The following is an 18,681-nucleotide window of genomic DNA, read 5'->3' as shown; positions in this document are numbered from 1 at the left end:
CCAGGACCCAGGACCCAGGACCCAGGACCCAGGACCCAGGACCCAGGACCCAGGACCCAGGACCCAAGTTCTGCTTCTGTTACTTCTCTATCGTCGTTGCCCGCTCAAGCACGGAGTTCGGGAAGCTGATCCCCAGCTTTTCAGCGGCTTTCTGGTTAAGGGCGAGATCTGAGCCTTTGGCGATTTTTACCGGCAGTTCAGCGACTGTTTTTCCTTTTAGCAAGGCATCGACATAGTCGGCAGTCTGCACACCGACTTGGTAGTAGTCGAAGCCAAGGGCGGCAAGGGCACCGTTCTCAATATAGGTAGTCGACGCACCGACGATAGGGGTCTTGGCCTGGTTGCCGGCATTGACCAGCCCGTCAATGGCGCTGGCGACAGTGTTGTCGGTTGGGGCATAAATCACATCGGCTTTGGCTGCGACAATCTGGGCGGCAGATTGTACGTCAGCACTTTTCAGGGCAGTGCCTTCGACCACGGTTAGGCCTTTCTCTTCAGCAGCAGCACGGAGCAGCTGGACCAAGGCTACCGCATTGGCTTCACCCGGGTTGAAAACGACACCGATGCTTTTCATCTCAGGCAGCAGCTCTTGCATTAACTCTACGTGCTGGGCGACGGGGGACAGATCCGATAATCCGGTGACATTACGGGCGGGTTTGTCCATGTCTTTGACTAATTTTGCCCCGACCGGATCGGTGACGGCAGTGAAGACAACGGGGATAGAGCGGGTAGAAGCGGCAAGTGCCTGTGCTGTCGGGGTGGCAATACCGACTAAAACATCAGGGCGCCCACCCACAAACTGCTTGGCAATCTGGACCGCAATAGCAGGGTTGCCTTGTGCTGTCTGGTAGCTGAATTCTAGGTTTTCGCCCTCGATGTAACCTTTTTCCTTCAGGCCATCGAGCAGGCCATTGCGAGCCGCATCGAGAGCGGGGTGCTCGACAATTTGCGAGACGGCGACTTTGGCAACATCGGCCGCCGTGGCGGAAGTCGATGCGATGGTCAGTGAAGCGGCGACGCAGATAGCGGTTAGCAGTTTATTCTTTTTCAATTCCATTCTCATACACTCCCTGTTGATTGGCGGCTGTGCCAGTCGCTCAGCCCGTTATAGGCATTAAATAACTGTTTGGCATATTGTTTTAGCGCATTGGCGATGAAATTGGTATCTGTGTTTTAACAATGTCGTAACAATGAGGGCGGAGATAGTACTGAAATGCCTGCTGGGAATAGTGAAGTACGTGAAATAACTGAAATGTATTGGAGGGTTTGTTTGGCTGCTGTTCAAAATATAGTCAGATACCCTTTATTGTTATTTTTATAACTGACCGAAGGATATTTTTTCCCTTGGAGGAATGGCGCTATGAAAAACTGTGCTACAGATCATGCTGTGATGGCAAGGTGTTCAGGAAAGGAACAGGTCGGGTGGGAAATAATAAGCCCTATGAGATATTAGCTGTATCTCTCCCAAAGACCCCACAAGCTTGGCCGCCGGTGGGGTCTGTTTTTTCAAGGCAATCAGCTTCCAGCTGGGCTATTCATAGCACTTCAACCCTTTATTCCTGCCGTAGATGGCCTTCATGGCCGCTTTCATTTTGTCTTTGTCGACGTAGGCCGTCGGCAGCGGCATGACCTCAAAGGTAAAATCTGGCGAGCCTTCTGCTACGTTACTTTTCTCGGTAACAGGTGTCACCATCATGACTTTCAAGTCTGGGTTGCGTGCAGTGATCCGAGAAGCGGTGCCTAAGCCTTCCGCGACGTGGAAGCGGCCAGCGACATGGATAATTTGCTTGCCAGGGTGCAGGGCAAGGTAGTCCACCATGCTTTCGGCCATGGTGTCATCCCAGGCGGTCTGGGCGGCAAACTGGCGTTTGGTTTTCTCTTCATCGCCATGGTGCATCGAGGCATTGAACTTGGCATGGTAGGCATCATCACCCAGGGTCAGTTGCTCGGCAACCCACTTGCGCTCGGTTGCCGGGAGCAGATCCAAATAGCCTTCACCTTGCTGGCCTATGCAGCGGACAATGGATTTCGGTGCGTTGGCTGCAATGACATCCAATTGGTTTGCCTTGGCAAATTCGACCAGCGAGCGGTAGTCACTGCTGTAGTTTGGCCAGGCATTACCTTCTTTGACCAGAGTTTTCTCACCAATTTCTCCAGCCAGGTACTGATTAACCACATGCTGTTTGTCGCGGGTGAACTGCTCCATCGACAAGGCCATAGCCGGATTCTGCTGGTACAAGGCTGCGAAAAGGTGGGCCTGCATCAGGTGCGCGCCAGGGTGGCCATGCCACTCGCCGACCAGTACGACATCGGCATCGCGCAATGCCTCAGCCAGTTGGGCTAGTGTCATCGGCTGGCCGGTTGGCGACTGGATAGCCGAGTCATACATAGTCAGCGGCAGCGGGGAAGCACCAACTTGGTTGTTCATATCAGCGACATCAGGCTGGGAGGCGCAGCCAAACATTAGGCTAGCTAGGCCGAGGGAAAGCCATTTCTTCATGGGTATCAAATCACAGTGGGTTGATTGGAGCCGGGTAAAAAATACACGGCAAACAGAACATTAAGTATAGAAGCTGTGATGATAGATGAGTTGATAGTAGTTATCAATTGCAATTGATAACTACTATTGTTTGTCTTGGTGGTTGGATGAAAGGGGCTACGCCTTGCGCTGGTAAACCCGGATGGCAAAGTCGGCTTCGCAGCGGAACTGCTTGCTCTGCGCCAGTTGCTGCCAAACCTCGTCGCTGGTCTTCCAGGCAAACGGGGTCATCTGCATGAGTGCTGTGGCTTCCTCACCGTTGAGCACCATGTCGTAGTGAAGCTGGGTTTGCTCGATGAGCTCAAACCCATCGATGCTCTCAGCGTCCATGTCATGCAGCCTTACACCGTCGTAAATCAATTCTTTCAGCTGGTACAAATGGCGGGCGGCGGGTGTCACGGTAACAATAATGCCACCGACTTTCATCGTACGCTTGAGCTCTTCTGCCTTGCACGGGGCATAGATCCTGACAATGGCATCGAGGGAATGGTCGGCAAACGGCAGGCGGTGGCTGGACGCGACACAGAAATGGCAGGTCGGGTAGCGTTTGGCCGCGTAGCGTACTGCTACTTTCGAGATATCCAAACCGTGTACCTCAAGGGCAGGGTGCGTTTCGAGCGCCGCTGCAAAGCCGGAGGTGTAATATCCCTCGCCACAACCGATATCCAATAGCTGCTCGGCATTTTCTGGCAAATGCTTTTCCAGCTGGCCAATAACCTGCTGGCGCATTGGGTCATAGTGGCCAGCGTCGAGGAACAGGCGGCGGGCCTGCATCATCTCTTTGTTATCTCCCGGGTTCTTTGACCCTTTGTGGTGTGCTGGCATTAAGTTGACATACCCTTCCTTGGCCTGATCGAACTGGTGGTTGCTGGCGCATTTCCAGGTTCTGCCTTGTTGGTTTAGCGATTGGTGGCAAAGGGGACATTGGTATGGCATAGGTGTTACCGAACTAAAGGAGTAGGCGGAATATTGTAAACGCCCGGCATAGACGCCTGCAAGCGCAGGGTCACCGGCATACAGGTGGCGGCGCGAAGCAGAGGCAAAGCTTCATTCTCTTTTGTGCATAAAAGTTCAATAAATTTGCAACAAGTATTCAACATTTCGACATCTGTACTATGCTGAATAGGCGCGAATAAGTGCTTGATTTGTTGAAGTAGCATGTCGCAAATAACGAATAGCAGTGCTTTTTACGGGGCAAATGATGGCCTCGACAATAAAAATGTACAACAGGAGTTGAACATGAAAAGAGTAGCATTAGCAGTGGCAGTATCGGCGTTGTTGGGAGCAGGTTATGCCCAGGCGGGGACGGTTTTCCAGGGGGATGATGGTTCGACCATTGATATCTATGGCCGTTTGGCATTTAACGTTACCGACAAAGGCACCAGTGACGTGGAAGGTAAGTTCGATGCCCGACTCGGCCTCGGTGGCTCGCAGACCGTCAATGATGATGTCTCGGTGATTGGCTGGGCGGAGTACCAAGTAAACGCAGCGGAAGGAGCGAATGCAGGCAAGGGGAATGACAGCTTTACTGCCCGATATGTCTGGGCGGGGGTTGATGCTTCACAGTACGGTAGATATACCGGTGGCCGTGTGGCTTCGGGCCTGATCATGTTTACCGATATTGTCGATGTATTTGCCGCATCAGATATTGCCATTGCACGACAAGTGGGAGCGGTGGATAGTACAGCCACGCAGGTTTTCCGCCAAGACGGTACGCTGCAGTATCAAAATAGCTACGAATATTTAGATGTGTCGCTCGCGTACATTCTCGGCAACGGTGAGTCTGATTTGGATACCGGCTACAACATTGCCCTGCGATACACTTTTGACATGGGGAATGCAGGCAAATTGGCACCCGTTGCGGTCTACCAGGTCGACGAGGGTGATGACAGCGGGCTCGACTATTACGTGTGGGGTGTCGGTGCCAGTTATTATATCGGTGACCTAGTGCTGGGCTTGATTTACTCAGAGGATGAAGTGGACAACAACAACGGCACCAAGAGCAAGGACGAGGTGGCCGAGTTTACCGCGGTCTATGAAGTCAATGATGATTGGGTGCTGCGCGGCGGCTACCGCTGGCTGGAGAACAGTGACGGTGACAAGGCGGAGCTAAGCGATTACACCCTGGAAGCCCAGTATCGGTTGACATTGCGCTCGTCGATCTTCGGCAGTTATGTATTCCGTGATGGCGAAGGCAAGGTATTCGACGATGATGCCGACGATGACTATATGTTCCTCGGCCTACGTTATGAGTACTAACGGCAAAGCAGTAAGCCAGCAGCAATTGCTGGCTTACCTTTTAGCGGGGTAGGTTAGCCCTTGGCCTTGTATTCCGCTTTGTCGAGGCTGTGTTTTTTCATTCTTAAATACAGTTTCTTGCGCGGGATCTGCAAATAATTTGACACGTCATTGATGCGGCCGGCAAACAGGTACAGCGCATCTTCAATCACCTGTTTCTCGTAGCTGTCGACCAGGTCATCAAGCGGGCTGCTCATGTGCTCCAAGGGTTTGGTCCGGTCTTGCCCGGCTAGCTTCACGATGCCGATGGCATATAGCTCAGCGACGTTTTTCAGTTCAAGGACGTTGCCGCTCCATTCGTGGCGGTTAAGCGTATTGATATACGCCTTGTCGATAGCCGGCACCGGTTTGTGTAGCTTCTGGCAGCTTTGCTTCAGGAAGTATTTGAACAGCGGGGCGATATCGCTGACCCGCTGGCGCAGTGGCGGTAGCTGGAAGCGAACCTGGCTGAGAAAATAGAACAGCTCCGGCAACAGGACTTCTTGCTCAACCAGGGCCTCAGGGTTGGCACCGGTAATGGCCAGCACTCGTACTTCTTTTTTGTTCTGGCGCTCTTGCTCTAGCAGGAAGCGGCACAGCCACTGCTGGGTTTCCAGCGGCATGCATTGGGGCTCGCTCAAGCTGATGCTGCCGCTGCGGGCGGAAATCATTGCCCGCTGGAGATCGGCGGTGCATGTAATATTGCTGCCCTGGGTAGCAATGAACGGCCCTTTGTGCATCTGGCTGTGCTGGTGCAGCAGCTTGGACACGGTATGGCGGCCGGTGCCGTTTTCCCCTTCGACCAGGACATCTTTGGAGGTCAGGGCGATCTGGGTGATTTTTTCACGGATTTTAACAATCAGTGGGCTTTCGCCAAGCAGTATTTCATTGGTGGACTGGCCGATGGCCTCGCGCTGCTCGATAACCGCCTTCCGGGTAGGCAGGTGCTTTTCTAGCAGGGCCAGCAGCTCTGCTGGCTGCAGCGGTTTCTGAAGGAAGTCGAGCGCCCCGCGCTTCACGGCATCGACCGCCATAGGGATATCCCCATGGCCGGTGATCATGATAACAGGCAGCTCGGGGTCAAGGTTCTTGATGTACTCCAGCAGATCCATGCCACTGAGACCTGGCATGTACATGTCGGTCACCACAACACCGGGCCAGTGCTTGTGCAGCAAGGTGGTAGCAAGTGTTGGATCGGTAATGGCCTTGACCTTAAAGCCAGCCATTTCTAGCAGTTGCTGATAAGAGTCCAACACGTCCTGGTCATCATCAATAATTAGTACTTCAATATCATTATTCATTATCATAATTGTTTAGCTCCAACACGACCATGGCACCCCCTTGTAGGTTCGAGGCTAGGAAAATATCACCATCAAGGCGGTTCATGATTGAACGGCAGATACTCAGCCCGAGGCCGAGCCCCACTTCTTTGGTTGTGGTAAATGGTACAAATAGTTTTTCGATGATTTCGGCGGCAAATCCATTGCCGCTATCACTGACCGCCAGGCAACATCGACCAGCCTGGCAGCCAAGGGATTCAAGGGTAATAATGCGCTGCTCGCTCCCGGCAACGGCATCGCAGCTGTTGACCAGCAGGTTCACCAGAACCTGCTCGAGCTGGACTTGGTCGGCATAGCAGTAGCATGGGGAGGTCAGCAGGCTGCGGATTTCTGTCTGCTGCACTTTGGCCCGGCTCTCGACAATCATCATTGCCTGTTTGATAGAAGCGTTGAGCTCTACCTGCCGCATCGGGCTGTCGGATGACTGTTTTTTCGAGAAGCTCTTGAGGCTGGCGATGATCCGTCCCATTCGTGACGCAAGATCCTCCACTTTCGCCAGTGAGGCCGGCAGCTGATCCAGCCGCTGCTTGTCCAGTGCCAGCTTGGCAGTGAAAATATGGGTCGAGATAGCCGACAGCGGCTGGTTGAGCTCATGGGCCAGGGAGGTCATGGTTTGCCCCACCACGGCCATTTTCGCTGCTTGGATCAGTTCGTCCTGGGTCGCGCGCAAGTCGTCTTCTACCCGTTTGCGATCCTCGATTTCCAGCTTCAGCTGTCGGTTGCGGCTGGTCAGCGAGTGGGTTTTTTCACGCACCATCTTCTCTAGCCAGCGGGCGGCTTTTTCCTGCTCGGTGATATCAGTCATGGTGATGATCACTTTTTCTTTCTGCCCCTGCTGGAACAGGCGGAAGTCCAACCGCAGGTAGAGGTTCTCCTGGTCGACTTTCTTCTGCTTCAAGGTCAGGTTGCACCCGCCTAAGCTAAATAGCGGGCTGGTTTCGGTGAACAGCGATTGCAGACGAGCATGCATGGTTGGGCTGAACAGCTCCCAAATCGAGCGGTTATGGGGCACCTCGATGTTGTCGAAAAGGTTCATGGCGCTGGGGTTGACCGATTCGATGATGCCTTCGAGGCTGCAGGTGATGATACTCGCCTGGGTGTTGTTGATCAGGTTGAGGGCATTGCTCTGCTGCATTTCCTGCATCTGGCGGCAGAATTGGCGGAGGTTATCGCCCAGCTGGCCGATTTCGTCATTGCCGGTCACCTGGATTTGGGCATCCAGCTGGTTGTTGGCAACGGCAATGAGATCCTGGGACAAGAGGTTAAGCCGCTTGACGATACCTTGGCCGACCAGGTAAATCGACAGCATGACTGACAGGAACAGGGTGATCACTATGGTGCCAAACAGGATCAGGCTACTGATGGAAATCGCCTGGCGGGTATTTTCATTGAGCACATTCAGCGAGGCGTCTTCCTGCTCCACCATCGTCAGGATCAGCTCTTCCTGATAGGCCAGCTGGGCTTGGATTTTGTCTTGGTACTGGGTGATCTGCAAGAACAGTTGGTAGTCTTTCAGTAGCTGCTTTTCCAGCACCCCGCCTGGCTCAACCAGGGTAATGAGCTCCTCAAGCAGCTGGCGGTAGGAGGCTGTCGAGGAATAGTGGCTCAGGCTCCGGCTCATCTTGCTGATTTCCTCGGTTTTATAACCGATGAAGTAGAAGGCGTTGCTGATATCCCTTTCCTGCCGCTGGAGGATGATTTCCTGTACCAGCTGGTGCAGTTCGTTTTCTTTCACCGTAATGGCCTGCAGCAAGGAAAACTCGGTCATCACTTCGTTGATTGTGCTGGATGCCAAGGCATTGGGCAGCATCCGGGTCAGCTGCCATTCCACTTCCTGGCGGATAGGAGTGAGCTCGTCGACCATGTCATGGTGCAGCCATTTGATATTGCTTTCGGTTTGCGCCAGTACATACAGGTGGGTATTGCGCTGGTGCAGCAGGTTGGCATAGACCTCGATATCGCTGAACAGGGTATCGTGCTCGGCCTTGATGGCTGAGTGAAATTTCAGGCCAGATGTCTGCACGATTGCCGCGTTGATCTTGGCAAGCTTGCTGTTGATATTTTGCTTCAACTCGGCGTGGAGGATCGGGTCGGTGTTGTTGCTTAGCAGGTTCAGGGCAGCCTGCAGGCCGGCAGTATTCCGCTCTAGCTGGTAGCTGGCCCGAAGGGTCGGCATGTTCTTCTCAACCATGGTCTGGATCTGGTCGTCCAAGCTTTCCCAGTTGACGATCGCTATCAGGCTGACGCTGATCGTCAAGAAAGCCATGAATGCAATCGACGCAATCAGGCGGTTGCCGATGGTATTGCCGATCATTGGTGCCCCCAGCTCTGGCCATGGCTATTGAGCAGCCGTTCACAGATGCTGATGGCCTGGTCAAGCTGCTCCGCCATCAAGCTGCGCCATTCCTTGATGTACCGGGCTGTGTGCATATCGGTTCTTGACATGGTGAGGGTATTTCTTAGCTGCGGGTTGCGCGACTGGACTTCGGAAACCGGCGGGGTAGTCGCCAATCTGATTGCCAAGTTGTACTGGCGCTGCTCTTCCGGGGTCAATGTGTCAATCTGCTTGACCTTGTGGATCAGCTGCCAAGCCTGGTTCAGGCGGATTAGCTGGTGGTTGATGGTTTGCTCGAACAGCTGCTTGACCAAGGTCGAGCGATCCTCCATCAGCTGGTGGTCTATCGAAGCGATCTCGAATGGCTGGGTCATGGCCTGGTTTAGGGCATATTTGTTGAGTGAACTACTCGACAAGGTTTGCTGGATCTCGTCCGATAGCAAGAACTCAATAAACTCGATACTGTGCCGTGCCTGGTTGATGTTTTTGACTGCTGCGACATAGCTCGGCAGTAGCGGGCTTTTCGGCTGGTAGGCAAATTGGACAAAGGGAAACAGCTTCTGGCTTTCATAGGCATAGCTGTCAATGATCGGGCCGATCCCGGCCAGGCCGCGGGCAATACTGTCTTTGACCCCATAGCTTCGGGCCGACACGGAGGATAGGTTGCCGCCGATTTGCAGCAGCAGCTGCCAGCCGTTCTTCCAGCCGTAATGCTGGAGGATATTCTCGACCATGATATGGGTGGTGCCAGAGCGGGACGGGCTACTCATTACCAGGTGGCGGAAGTAGCGCGGATCCGCCAGGCTCTCCCACTTATTGGGCAGCGGAAGCTGGTGCTTTGCTAGGTAATCCTTGTTCCACATCAGCCCATAGCCGGAATAACCAAAGATAGCGACATTGTCGATTGAGTCCTGCATAAAACGCTGCTGCTGGAAGGTGGTGTCGAAATTGAGCGCATTGAGCGGCAACAGGCGGTCTTCAGCAACCAACGGGGTAAACAAAGAGCGCGAGGAGGAAATCACGATATCAATATCATGGTCTTCGTGGCTGAGCAGGCGCAGGCTGGACGTTTCCCGGCGGTGGAGAATAGTGAAATGAACCTCAGGGTATTGCTGCTTGAACTGCTTCAGTATCGGCTGCAGTGATTCGATAGTAAACGTAGTCAGGATGATCAGCTGATCGGTTGGCTTGGCCCAACTAGAGAGCGAGAATAACAGTATGACGGCATAGAGAAATTTCATCATCAGAGATCAACCAACCAGAATGTTTCCTTGTATACAGGGAAAACGGTACCAAGAGTAGCGGAATTGGCAGAGAATAATTTGATTTATTAGTGGTATACCGCTTTTACCGCATGCGCTGAATGTTAAGGGTCGAAGTTGACCCAAAGGGTGAGCGTTTATCGGCAGGGCTCACATTTTTGCTATCAGGAAGGGGATGTCAAGGCTTATCCCAAGCCGGGTGGCGATTTTTCCCAATAGGCCAGGAAATAGTGACGGCAGGTATAAATACAACAAGCCGGAGCATGGGCTCCGGCTTGTTGGCTGAATCATAGAGAGAAACTTAAGCGTTGAGAACCTGCTGGATCTCTGAAGCTGACAAGTGGTACTGGCGTGGGCAGTTGCGCCAAGTACGCAGCATACGCTGGTATTTTTCCAGCATTGGCACCTGGCTGTTGAACTGGTGCTCTGACTTGTCGAACTGCGGGTACAGACCCTCTTCTTCGGTCAGGAAGCGAACATAGTGAACATGCTGGGCTTCTGTTGCCGCATCAAAGCCAAGGAAGTTAAGGCGGCGCTGATCAACTTGCTTCTGGTTTTCTTCAGACAGCATTTTGTAAGACTCTTGCATAGCATGGTGCATTTCCATGAAGTCAATGATTTCACGGCATTTGTCTTCAGGTAAATCACCAAACTCTTTGTCCAGTTCACGCATCTGCAGGCCGTAACCACGTTCCACGATAGTTTGCAGGCGGCGGTATTTGGCTTCGTTCTCAGGCGTAAGCTTAGACATCAAGTAGTATTGGTTAGAGAGGATCAGGCGTTGTGCGTTAGTCATTTCCATAATGATAGGCCTTAATTTTTATTGAGCTGGCATTGAGGTTAACAGGATAAAACGAAAAAAAATTGATCTGGTTACGTCTTGCTAACTTTTTTTTGTTAAAAATTACTAATCGTATAAAGTCTATCCAAATCCACTGCAATTTGGCGAATTAATCAAACTATATCCCTAATTATTACCTGGGTTTAGGGGCTTGCTGGGCGGTGGTTATTGCATTGAAGCACGTGGATGGTGTGATGCGGTGCAAGGGATTTTCAATTGGGGTTGAAAAGGAATGGAACAAGGATGTTTGAGGTGATAAGCGGTTTACAGTTAGTCGGCTTTTTACTTGCGGCGATAACGCTTGCTGTCAGTTTCCCCCGGGAGTTTTGGCCTAAGTTTCGGCAGGAAAAGGATTACCAGCACTGGGTATTTGCCAGTGTGGTGGTGCTGTTTCTGCTATGGAGCCTCAAGGCAGGACTGTCCGCTGGGCTGCAGGTGCACTTCTTGGCTTTGACCACCTTGGCGCTGTGTCATGGCTGGCGCATCGCTGCCTTAATCGGTGTTATCCCTACCTTGCTACTGGCTGCTTTTGGCTTGTTGCCCGCTGCCGATATCGGTGTTTATCTGGTGGTTTCGGTAATATTCCCTGCTTGGCTGAGTTTTTGTCTGTTTCGCTTGACCTACCGCTACCTGGCCCACCACCTTTTTATCTATATCTTCGTTGCAGCTTTTCTTAACGGTGCGTTTACGATTGCTGCCCACCAACTGCTCAATGGTGGGGTAATGTGGGGAAGTGGCTTGTACAGCTGGCACTATATCGTCGAAAACTATTTGGTGCTGACACCGCTGCTGCTGTTCCCCGAAGCCCTGCTCAACGGGATGGCAATCACTCTGCTTGTGGTGTACCAGCCGCAGTGGGTGAGAACCTTCCATGACAATGATTACCTCAGCAAATAGCCCGCAATGCTGGATTTGTGGAGCTAATGTGTTTGTTGGCATTTCATCCGGTTTGCTGCTTTCCTTATCGCTTGGCACAGCATACCTTGCAGTTGTTCACAAAACTCCTTAACCTGCGCGCGTTTTTCCGCACGGCTTGCCCGTGCCCACTCGCATATTGCGCGAGAATCCCCGTTTTATTCATACGAACAAAATGCCGCCAGGAGGCAAGGATTCAAAGCAGAGGGAAATCGAGTGCATTTGGTGCCTGAGATTTTGTCCCGGGCAGAGGTGTACCTAGGTAGCGCCCCAAGCACTTTGGATCGGATTGTTTTGGACAATTGACTGGCTCTGGACAACACGGCCAGGGTGTGGCACTGCCTGATTGTTTCTATGAGTTATCTATGCAAATCTTTTCTAGTCTGATCGGTATTCTGCTGCTGGTTGTATTGGCTTATTTCCTTTCTGAACAACGCGATCGTATTAATTGGCGTACTGTTTTAGGCGCCCTGGCTATCCAGATGGGCTTTGCCGCCATTGTCCTTTACAGTTCGCTTGGGCGGGAAGCCCTGTCTGATTTTTCCAACGGTGTGCAGACCGTGATCAACTACAGCAATCACGGGATTGGCTTCTTGTTCGGCGGCCTGGTGTCCGACAAGATGTTCGAGCTGTTTGGCGGCAATGGCTTTGTCCTTGCCCTTCGGGTGCTGCCGGTGGTGGTGTTTTTCTCAGCCTTGGTATCAGTACTCTACCATCTTGGTATCATGCAGTTGCTCGTCAATACCTTGGGCCGTGGGCTGGCACGCGTGCTTGGCACCAGTCGTCCTGAGTCGATTTCAGCCACTGCCAATATCTTCCTTGGGATCTCCGAGGCCCCTTTGACGATCCGTCCATATTTGCCAACCATGACCCGCTCCCAGCTGTTTGCCGTGATGGTTGGTGGCATGGCCTCGGTCGCGGGCTCGGTGCTGGTAGGTTACGCCCAGATGGGTATTCCCCTTGAGTACCTGCTGGCGGCTTCATTTATGGCTGCCCCGGCCGGCTTGATGATGGCCAAACTGATGATCCCGGAAACCGAGGATGCGACGGGCTGTGTCGAGGAGCAACAACAGGAGCAAAGAAAACCTGCCAATGTGATCGATGCGGCAGCCCAGGGTGCAGCCCAAGGGATGCAGGTCGCCTTGAATATCGGTGCGATGCTATTGGCGTTTGTCGGCCTGATTGCCCTGATCAACGGCATGCTGTCGGGCGTTGGTGGCTGGTTCGGTATGCCTGAGCTAAGTCTGGATGTGCTGTTCGGCTACTTGTTCCTGACGTTCGCTTTCATGGCAGGGATCTGGGATTTTGACTCTGCCCAGCAGATGGCGGTTATTTTCGGTACTAAAACTACAATCAATGAGTTTGTCGCCTTCTCGCAGCTGGCACCTATGATTGCTGAAGGTATCTTGGAGCCCCGTGTCGAGGCGATCATTGCCTTTGCCCTGTGCGGTTTTGCCAACTTCGGTTCGATTGCGGTTATGCTCGGCAGTATCGGGGTGATGGCACCAAGCCGCTACCATGAGATTGCAACCTTGGGTGTACGCTCGCTGGTGGCAGCAACGTTGGCAAACCTGCTCAATGCCACTGTGGCCGGGCTGTTTGTCAGTTTGGTGTAGACTCGGAAAAAATAAAAAGGACAATAACAAAAACGCCAGCATTTGCTGGCGTTTTTTTATCGGGTAAGACCTTTGGAGCTTGTGGTCATATAAGGCTATGCAGTGTTTTCGAACACTTAGCTCAGGCCAACAATGTTGCCATCAGCATCAATGTCCAGGCCAAGGTAGGCTGGCTTCTCTGGCAGGCCAGGCATGGTCATCACATTACCGCACAGGGCGTAGACGAAACCGGCACCAGCGCACAGCTTGAGCTCGCGAACTGGAACAATAAAGTCGCTCGGTGCGCCTTTCTGGCTTGGGTCATGGCTGATAGACAGCGGGGTCTTTGCCATGCACAGTGCCAAGTTGTCATAGCCCTGGGCTTTGAACTGGGCCAGCTGTTCTTTGGCAAGCTCAGATAGTTCAACACCGCGGCAGCCGTAGCCTACTTCGGCAACAGTCATTAGCTTTTCTTCCAGCGTCTGTGACAGTTCGTACAGCGGCTTGAAGTTCGCCGGTGTTTCACAGGCACGGGTCACCGCTTTCGCTAGCTCAACGGCACCTTCACCGCCTTTGCCGAAGGCTTCGCTGATTGCCACATCGACATGGGTAGAGAACTGCTCAGCTTCAACCATCGCTTTAAGCTGAGACAGTTCAGCATCGGTATCCTGCGGGAAACGGTTGATCGCCACAACAACAGGCACACCGTACTTGGCAGCGTTGTTGATGTGCCATTTCAGGTTTTCAAAACCGGCAACCAGCGCTTTTTCGTCTTCTTCGAAGATGGCCTGTGGCAGCGCTTGGCCCGGACGAAGGTCATATAGGCCAGAGTTGGCTTTAAGGCCGCGCAGGGTAGCAACGACAACAGCACAATCAGGGCCGCGGCCTGCTTGCTGGGCTTTGATATTACAGGCTTTCTCGAAGCCCATATCAGAGCCGAAGCCCCCTTCGGTGATGGTGTAGTTGGCCAGTTTCAGGGCGATACGGTCGGCAATGATTGACGAGTTGCCGTGGGCGATGTTGGCAAATGGGCCGGCGTGGATCAGGGTCGGCACGCCTTCCAGTGTTTGCATCATGGTTGGCTCAATGGCTTCAACCATGGTTACGGCCATTGCACCGGCAACTTGCAGGTCTTCTGCCGTCACAGGTTTGCCATCTAAATCATAGGCCAATACCACACGGCCGATACGCTGGCGCATGTCAGCCAGGTCTTTCGACAGGGCAAGGATAGCCATTAGCTCAGATGCCGCCGAGATATCAAAACCGTCTTCACGCTCAAGGCCGTTGATGGTTTTGCCTGGTTGGTTTTTGCCGACAGTGATCATGCGCAGAGCACGATCATTGTGGTCCATCACACGGCGCCAGACGATGCGGTCCATATCAATGCGCAGGGCAGGCATGCCGGTCTTTTCGGTAAAGCCTTCGTAGCCGTGGCGCTGTTCGTGGTAAACACGGGCGTCGATAGCGGCTGCAGCTAGGTTATGGGCTGCAGTTACTGCGTGGATATCACCGGTCAGGTGCAGGTTCAGTTTTTCCATTGGTGCGACCTGGCTGTAACCGCCACCGGCAGCACCGCCTTTGACACCAAACACTGGGCCCATCGATGGCTGGCGGATACATGCCATCACCGATTGGTTAATCTTGGCTAACCCCTGGGCAAGGCCAATGGTGGTTACGGTTTTGCCTTCGCCAAGTGGCGTTGGGGTGATTGCCGTCACGACAACCAGCTTGCCTTCTTCCTTGTCAGCCAAGCGCTTGAGGACAGAAGGCTTCACCTTGGCTTTCAATGTGCCTTGCGGAGTCAGATCTTCAGGAAGCAGGCCAGCCTGCTGAGCGATGAGATCAATCGGGGTGAGTGATGTATCACGGCAAATTTCAATATCACTTTTCATGGACGACCATAACCTCGCATTTGGTAACTTTGTATATATCGCGCAAGCAGGCTTTATGAGTTGCGCAATCGTTTGCGTTGGATTTATACCATAATTTTATCACGGGTAAAGCGATAAATACGGATGGATATGTCACGAGATTGGTCAATCTTTATGGGGATGTTATTTTACTAGCTTGTTGTTTATCTGAAGTTGTTGATGAGTAAGGGAAATTGTGGTGTTACTTTTTTGTTTCTGTAACGTCATTTTGCTGTCTTGGTAGAGGAGGAAATTTACGGCTACTTATTTCAACAGGCGCTTTCCGAACTGGATTCCCGGTAGGCTCCAGTTCGGAAGCAAGAGTGATGAGCGTTTTACGAGTTTGCTTTACCCCAGATGACCGAGCACATTGATATTCTTGTCCTCGGGGATTTCGTTATAGGAAAGCACCACCAAGCCTTTGGCAAAGGTGCGGGCATAGCGAGCCAGCAGCGGCCTTAGCTGTGGGGTGACCAGCAGGATTGGCTTGAAGCCATTTTGCTTGAGCTGCTCTTTGACTGCCGGCATATTTTGCTGCAGCTGGGCGAGCAGGCTAGGCTCTACCGGGAAACTATCCAGTGCCATCTGCACGCCGTTCTGCTGGGCCTTGCCCAATGAGGCCATCAGCATTTTCTCGAGGTTGTCGCTCAAGGTATAGATGTTGAAGTCCTTGCTCGGGCCGACCAGGCTATTGGTGAGCGAGCGTTTGAGCCCGCTGCGGATATCGGCTGCGATCAGGATAGGGTCTTTGGTGATTTCGCTGCTCTCGACCATGATCGAGGCAATATTGGCGATATCCTTGATGGGCACCTGATCCACCAAAAGCTGGCGGTAGACCCGCATTTGCTGCTGGTGGTTGAGCTGACCAGTCAGCGCCTCCATCAGTTTGGGTGCCGAGCCGCCAAGGCGTTCCATCAAGCGCTCGACATCATCGTGGCAGAATAGCTCGGCCAGGTGCTCCTTGATGATTTTGCTTAGGTGGGTGGCAATTACCGTTGCGCCATCAACCACGGAATAGCCCTGGTTGAGCGCCTGGGGTTTGTTGGCCGGCTCAATCCACACCGCATCTAGGTTATAGGCTGGATCTTTGCCAAGTACGCCATCAAGCTGGCCGTAGACTTCACCGACCGCAAGGGCCATCAAACGCTCGGGGTCGATCTCACCCTGGGCAATGACTTCGCCGTGAAGCATCAGGGAATACTGGGTCGGTTTGAGCTTGAGGTTATCGCGGATGGCAATTTCCGGGATCAAGAAACCCACCTGCTCGGTGACCGTCTTCCTGACGCCGCGGATACGCTGGGCCAGCGGCTCGCCTTGGTTTTTATCGACCAGGTTTACTAGCCGGTAGCCAAGCTCGAGGGCAACCGGGTTGACGGTAGGCACATCATTCCAGCCCAGGGTCGGGGTATTGTCCTGGGCAATGGCCTCGGCAACGGCCTCGGCTTGCTCAAGCGGCTCAGGGTCGTTTTCAATCCGCCTTTGTTTCCAGCCGGCATAGGCCAGTACCGCAGCAAAGACAAAGAAAGCCAGGTGCGGCATACCCGGTACCAGGCCGATGATCAGCATGATGGCCGAGGCGGTAAACAAGGTCGCTGGTGAGGCGAGCATCTGGCGGTGGACATCAACCGAGATATCACCGCTGTCGTTGACCCGGGTGACGATAATGGCTGCAGCCGTCGCTAGTAGCAGCGAAGGGATCTGTGCCACCAGGCCATCACCAATGGTGAGCAGGGCAAAACGCTGGAATGCCTCGCTGGCGGCCAGGTCATGCTGCACCATACCAATGGTGATACCGCCCAAGATATTGATAACCAAGATCATCAAGCCGGCAATGGCATCCCCGCGGACAAACTTGGAGGCACCGTCCATCGAGCCATAGAAGTCGGCTTCTCGGGCGACGTCTTCACGGCGGGTACGGGCTTGGTCTTGGTCAATCAGGCCGGCGTTCAAGTCGGCATCGATAGCCATTTGCTTGCCCGGCAGGGCATCGAGGGTAAAGCGGGCCGAGACCTCGGAGATCCGCTCACCCCCTTTGGTGATCACCACGAAGTTGATGATCATCAGGATAACGAACACCACGATACCGACGAAATAGTTACCGCCGACCACCACGTCACCGAAAGCCTGGATCACCTTACCGGCAGCATCCCCGCCTAGGTGGCCGTTGAGCAACACCACCCGGGTCGAGGCGACATTGAGGGTTAGGCGCATCAGGGTGGCGACCAGCAAGATGGTCGGGAACACCGAAAAGTCGAGTGGTCGTTTGCTCGAGACCGCAACCAGCAACACAATGACTGCCAGTACGATATTGAAGATGAACAGGGTATCGAGCAGCCATGGCGGCAAGGGTAAAATGACCATGGCCAGGATCGCCAGCAGCATGATGGGGATCCCCAGGTAGCTGGTGGTCAGGTTCGGAAACAGTTGTTGCAGTTTCGCTTTCATAGGACTTCTAGCTCAAAGTTGACGTTGCTTATTGTTGTTGGTCGTAGTGTTGGTGGTGTTGCTGTATCTGTTGGTTTCGTTAAGGTTTATTTGGGCTCAGCAGCTGCTTCGGGATGGCAAAGCTCGGCAATGGCTGAGGTTTGTCCTCTTTACCCTCTTTATAGGCTTTGAGCTGCATCACATAGGTCAGCACATGGGCGACAGCGACAAACAGCGGCCCCGGTATTTCCTGGTCGACCCGGGTATTGAAGTAAATGGCCCGGGTTAGCGGCGGCAGGTTAATCACCTCTATCTGGTGCTGCTCGGCAATGGCCTTGATGCGTAAGGCCATCTCGTCCTCCCCTTTGGCGACGACAAAAGGGGCACCGGCCCGGCTGAGATCGTACTTGAGGGCGACGGCATAATGGGTCGGGTTGGTCAGGATAACGTCGGCAGTCGGCACCGAGTTGTCGATCCGGCGGCGCGACATCTGCTGCTGGATTTGTCGGATACGCTGTTTGACCTCCGGCCGACCCTCACTGTTTTTGTGCTCGTCCTTCACTTCCTGCTTGGTCATCTTCAGCTCTTTGATGTGGTTCCATAGCTGGTAGGGCATGTCAATCAAGCCGATGAGCAGTACCACGATGCCAAAATAGATCAGTGCCTTAATAATATGGTTGAGGGTGATCCCCACGCCTTGCTCGAACGGTGCCCGCTGGGCGGCGATCAGGGTGCTAAGGTTGTTATCGAGCAGCGTATACAGTACGGTGGAAATCAAGGCTATCTTGAGGATGGATTTAACCAGCTCAACCAGCGACTTTATAGAAAATAGGCGCTTGAGACCGGCCAGCGGGCTGATTTTACTCAGCTTGGGCTGGATAGGCTTGAGCGACATGACCCAGCCCCCCGGTACCATAGAGGCAAGAATCGTCATGATGATCAGCACCATCGCCATGGGCACGAAGATGCCAGCCAGCAGCAGGACGCTTTCGCCGAGCTTGCGGGCCATGATATCGGGCTCTCTGTGCTCGGCGGCACTGAGCTGGTAGTTAATGGTGAACAACTTCTCAGCTTGCTCGCCGAGGAAGGGGCCATAGGCCCACAGGAACAGGGCGATAGCGATGAACAGCACCCCGACCACGAATTCCTTGGAGCGAGCGACCTGGCCTTCGCGTTTGGCTTTGCGCAGTTTCTGCGGGCTGGGTTTTTCGCTCTTGTCTTGGCTGCTCTGCTGCTGGGACAT

13 protein-coding genes are annotated in these 18,681 nt (G+C 53.3%); 3 read left to right on the top strand and 10 right to left on the bottom strand.

Annotated features, from left to right (window positions below):
* Positions 1–79: 79 nt before the first annotated feature.
* The 3 genes from ACXAGQ_RS03320 to rlmA form a co-directional block, all read right to left on the bottom strand.
* On the bottom strand, positions 80–1,051 hold the full coding sequence (locus ACXAGQ_RS03320; protein ID WP_475254653.1) for an ABC transporter substrate-binding protein: 972 nt from the start codon (positions 1,049–1,051) through the stop codon (positions 80–82).
* Between the two features lie 480 nt (positions 1,052–1,531).
* A complete protein-coding gene (locus tag ACXAGQ_RS03315) occupies positions 1,532–2,500 on the bottom strand; it encodes a ChaN family lipoprotein (RefSeq protein ID WP_475251810.1) in 969 nt (322 codons plus the stop codon).
* Between the two features lie 156 nt (positions 2,501–2,656).
* Positions 2,657–3,475 carry a 23S rRNA (guanine(745)-N(1))-methyltransferase gene (rlmA, locus tag ACXAGQ_RS03310; RefSeq protein ID WP_475251808.1) on the bottom strand — a complete coding sequence of 273 codons (819 nt, stop codon included), beginning with the start codon at positions 3,473–3,475 and terminating at the stop codon, positions 2,657–2,659.
* Between the two features lie 303 nt (positions 3,476–3,778).
* Between rlmA and ACXAGQ_RS03305 the strand changes: the two genes are divergently transcribed.
* The gene (locus tag ACXAGQ_RS03305; RefSeq protein WP_475251806.1) at positions 3,779–4,798 is read left to right on the top strand and encodes a porin; all 1,020 of its coding nucleotides are present in this window, start codon (positions 3,779–3,781) and stop codon (positions 4,796–4,798) included.
* A gap of 53 nt (positions 4,799–4,851) precedes the next feature.
* On the opposite strand, the gene ACXAGQ_RS03300 is transcribed toward ACXAGQ_RS03305, so the two are convergent.
* The 4 genes from ACXAGQ_RS03300 to ACXAGQ_RS03285 all read right to left on the bottom strand — a co-directional run bounded on the left by ACXAGQ_RS03300 (position 4,852) and on the right by ACXAGQ_RS03285 (position 10,555).
* Positions 4,852–6,123: a sigma-54-dependent transcriptional regulator gene (locus tag ACXAGQ_RS03300; protein WP_475251804.1), complete on the bottom strand. Its 1,272-nt coding sequence runs from the start codon at positions 6,121–6,123 to the stop codon at positions 4,852–4,854.
* Positions 6,110–8,470: an ATP-binding protein gene (locus ACXAGQ_RS03295; protein ID WP_475251802.1), complete on the bottom strand. Its 2,361-nt coding sequence runs from the start codon at positions 8,468–8,470 to the stop codon at positions 6,110–6,112. The genes ACXAGQ_RS03300 and ACXAGQ_RS03295 overlap by 14 nt, the downstream gene beginning before the upstream one ends.
* Positions 8,467–9,735, bottom strand: a complete 1,269-nt coding sequence (locus ACXAGQ_RS03290) for an ABC transporter substrate-binding protein (RefSeq protein ID WP_475251800.1) — start codon at positions 9,733–9,735, stop codon at positions 8,467–8,469. Before ACXAGQ_RS03290 ends, ACXAGQ_RS03295 begins: the two co-directional genes overlap by 4 nt.
* A 319-nt stretch (positions 9,736–10,054) precedes the next feature.
* Positions 10,055–10,555, bottom strand: a complete 501-nt coding sequence (locus ACXAGQ_RS03285) for a YfbU family protein (RefSeq protein WP_475251798.1) — start codon at positions 10,553–10,555, stop codon at positions 10,055–10,057.
* A 282-nt stretch (positions 10,556–10,837) separates the two neighbouring features.
* Between ACXAGQ_RS03285 and ACXAGQ_RS03280 the strand changes: the two genes are divergently transcribed.
* Both ACXAGQ_RS03280 and ACXAGQ_RS03275 read left to right on the top strand, forming a co-directional pair.
* Positions 10,838–11,491: a hypothetical protein gene (locus ACXAGQ_RS03280; protein ID WP_475251796.1), complete on the top strand. Its 654-nt coding sequence runs from the start codon at positions 10,838–10,840 to the stop codon at positions 11,489–11,491.
* Between the two features lie 383 nt (positions 11,492–11,874).
* Positions 11,875–13,125 carry a NupC/NupG family nucleoside CNT transporter gene (locus ACXAGQ_RS03275; protein ID WP_475251794.1) on the top strand — a complete coding sequence of 417 codons (1,251 nt, stop codon included), beginning with the start codon at positions 11,875–11,877 and terminating at the stop codon, positions 13,123–13,125.
* A 116-nt stretch (positions 13,126–13,241) separates the two neighbouring features.
* Here ACXAGQ_RS03275 and ACXAGQ_RS03270 read toward each other — a convergent pair whose 3' ends face one another.
* From ACXAGQ_RS03270 to flhB, 3 genes are all read right to left on the bottom strand, one after another.
* On the bottom strand, positions 13,242–14,996 hold the full coding sequence (locus ACXAGQ_RS03270) for a formate--tetrahydrofolate ligase (protein WP_475251792.1): 1,755 nt from the start codon (positions 14,994–14,996) through the stop codon (positions 13,242–13,244).
* Positions 14,997–15,362: 366 nt separating this feature from the next.
* Complete coding sequence (gene flhA / locus ACXAGQ_RS03265) at positions 15,363–17,459, bottom strand: flagellar biosynthesis protein FlhA (protein ID WP_475251790.1); 2,097 nt, start codon at positions 17,457–17,459, stop codon at positions 15,363–15,365.
* 79 nt (positions 17,460–17,538) lie between these two features.
* Positions 17,539–18,681: a flagellar biosynthesis protein FlhB gene (gene flhB / locus ACXAGQ_RS03260; protein WP_475251788.1), complete on the bottom strand. Its 1,143-nt coding sequence runs from the start codon at positions 18,679–18,681 to the stop codon at positions 17,539–17,541.

The organism is Photobacterium sp. ABD4_091 (assembly GCF_056160145.1).
This window is presented reverse-complemented; position numbering and strand designations above follow the sequence as displayed.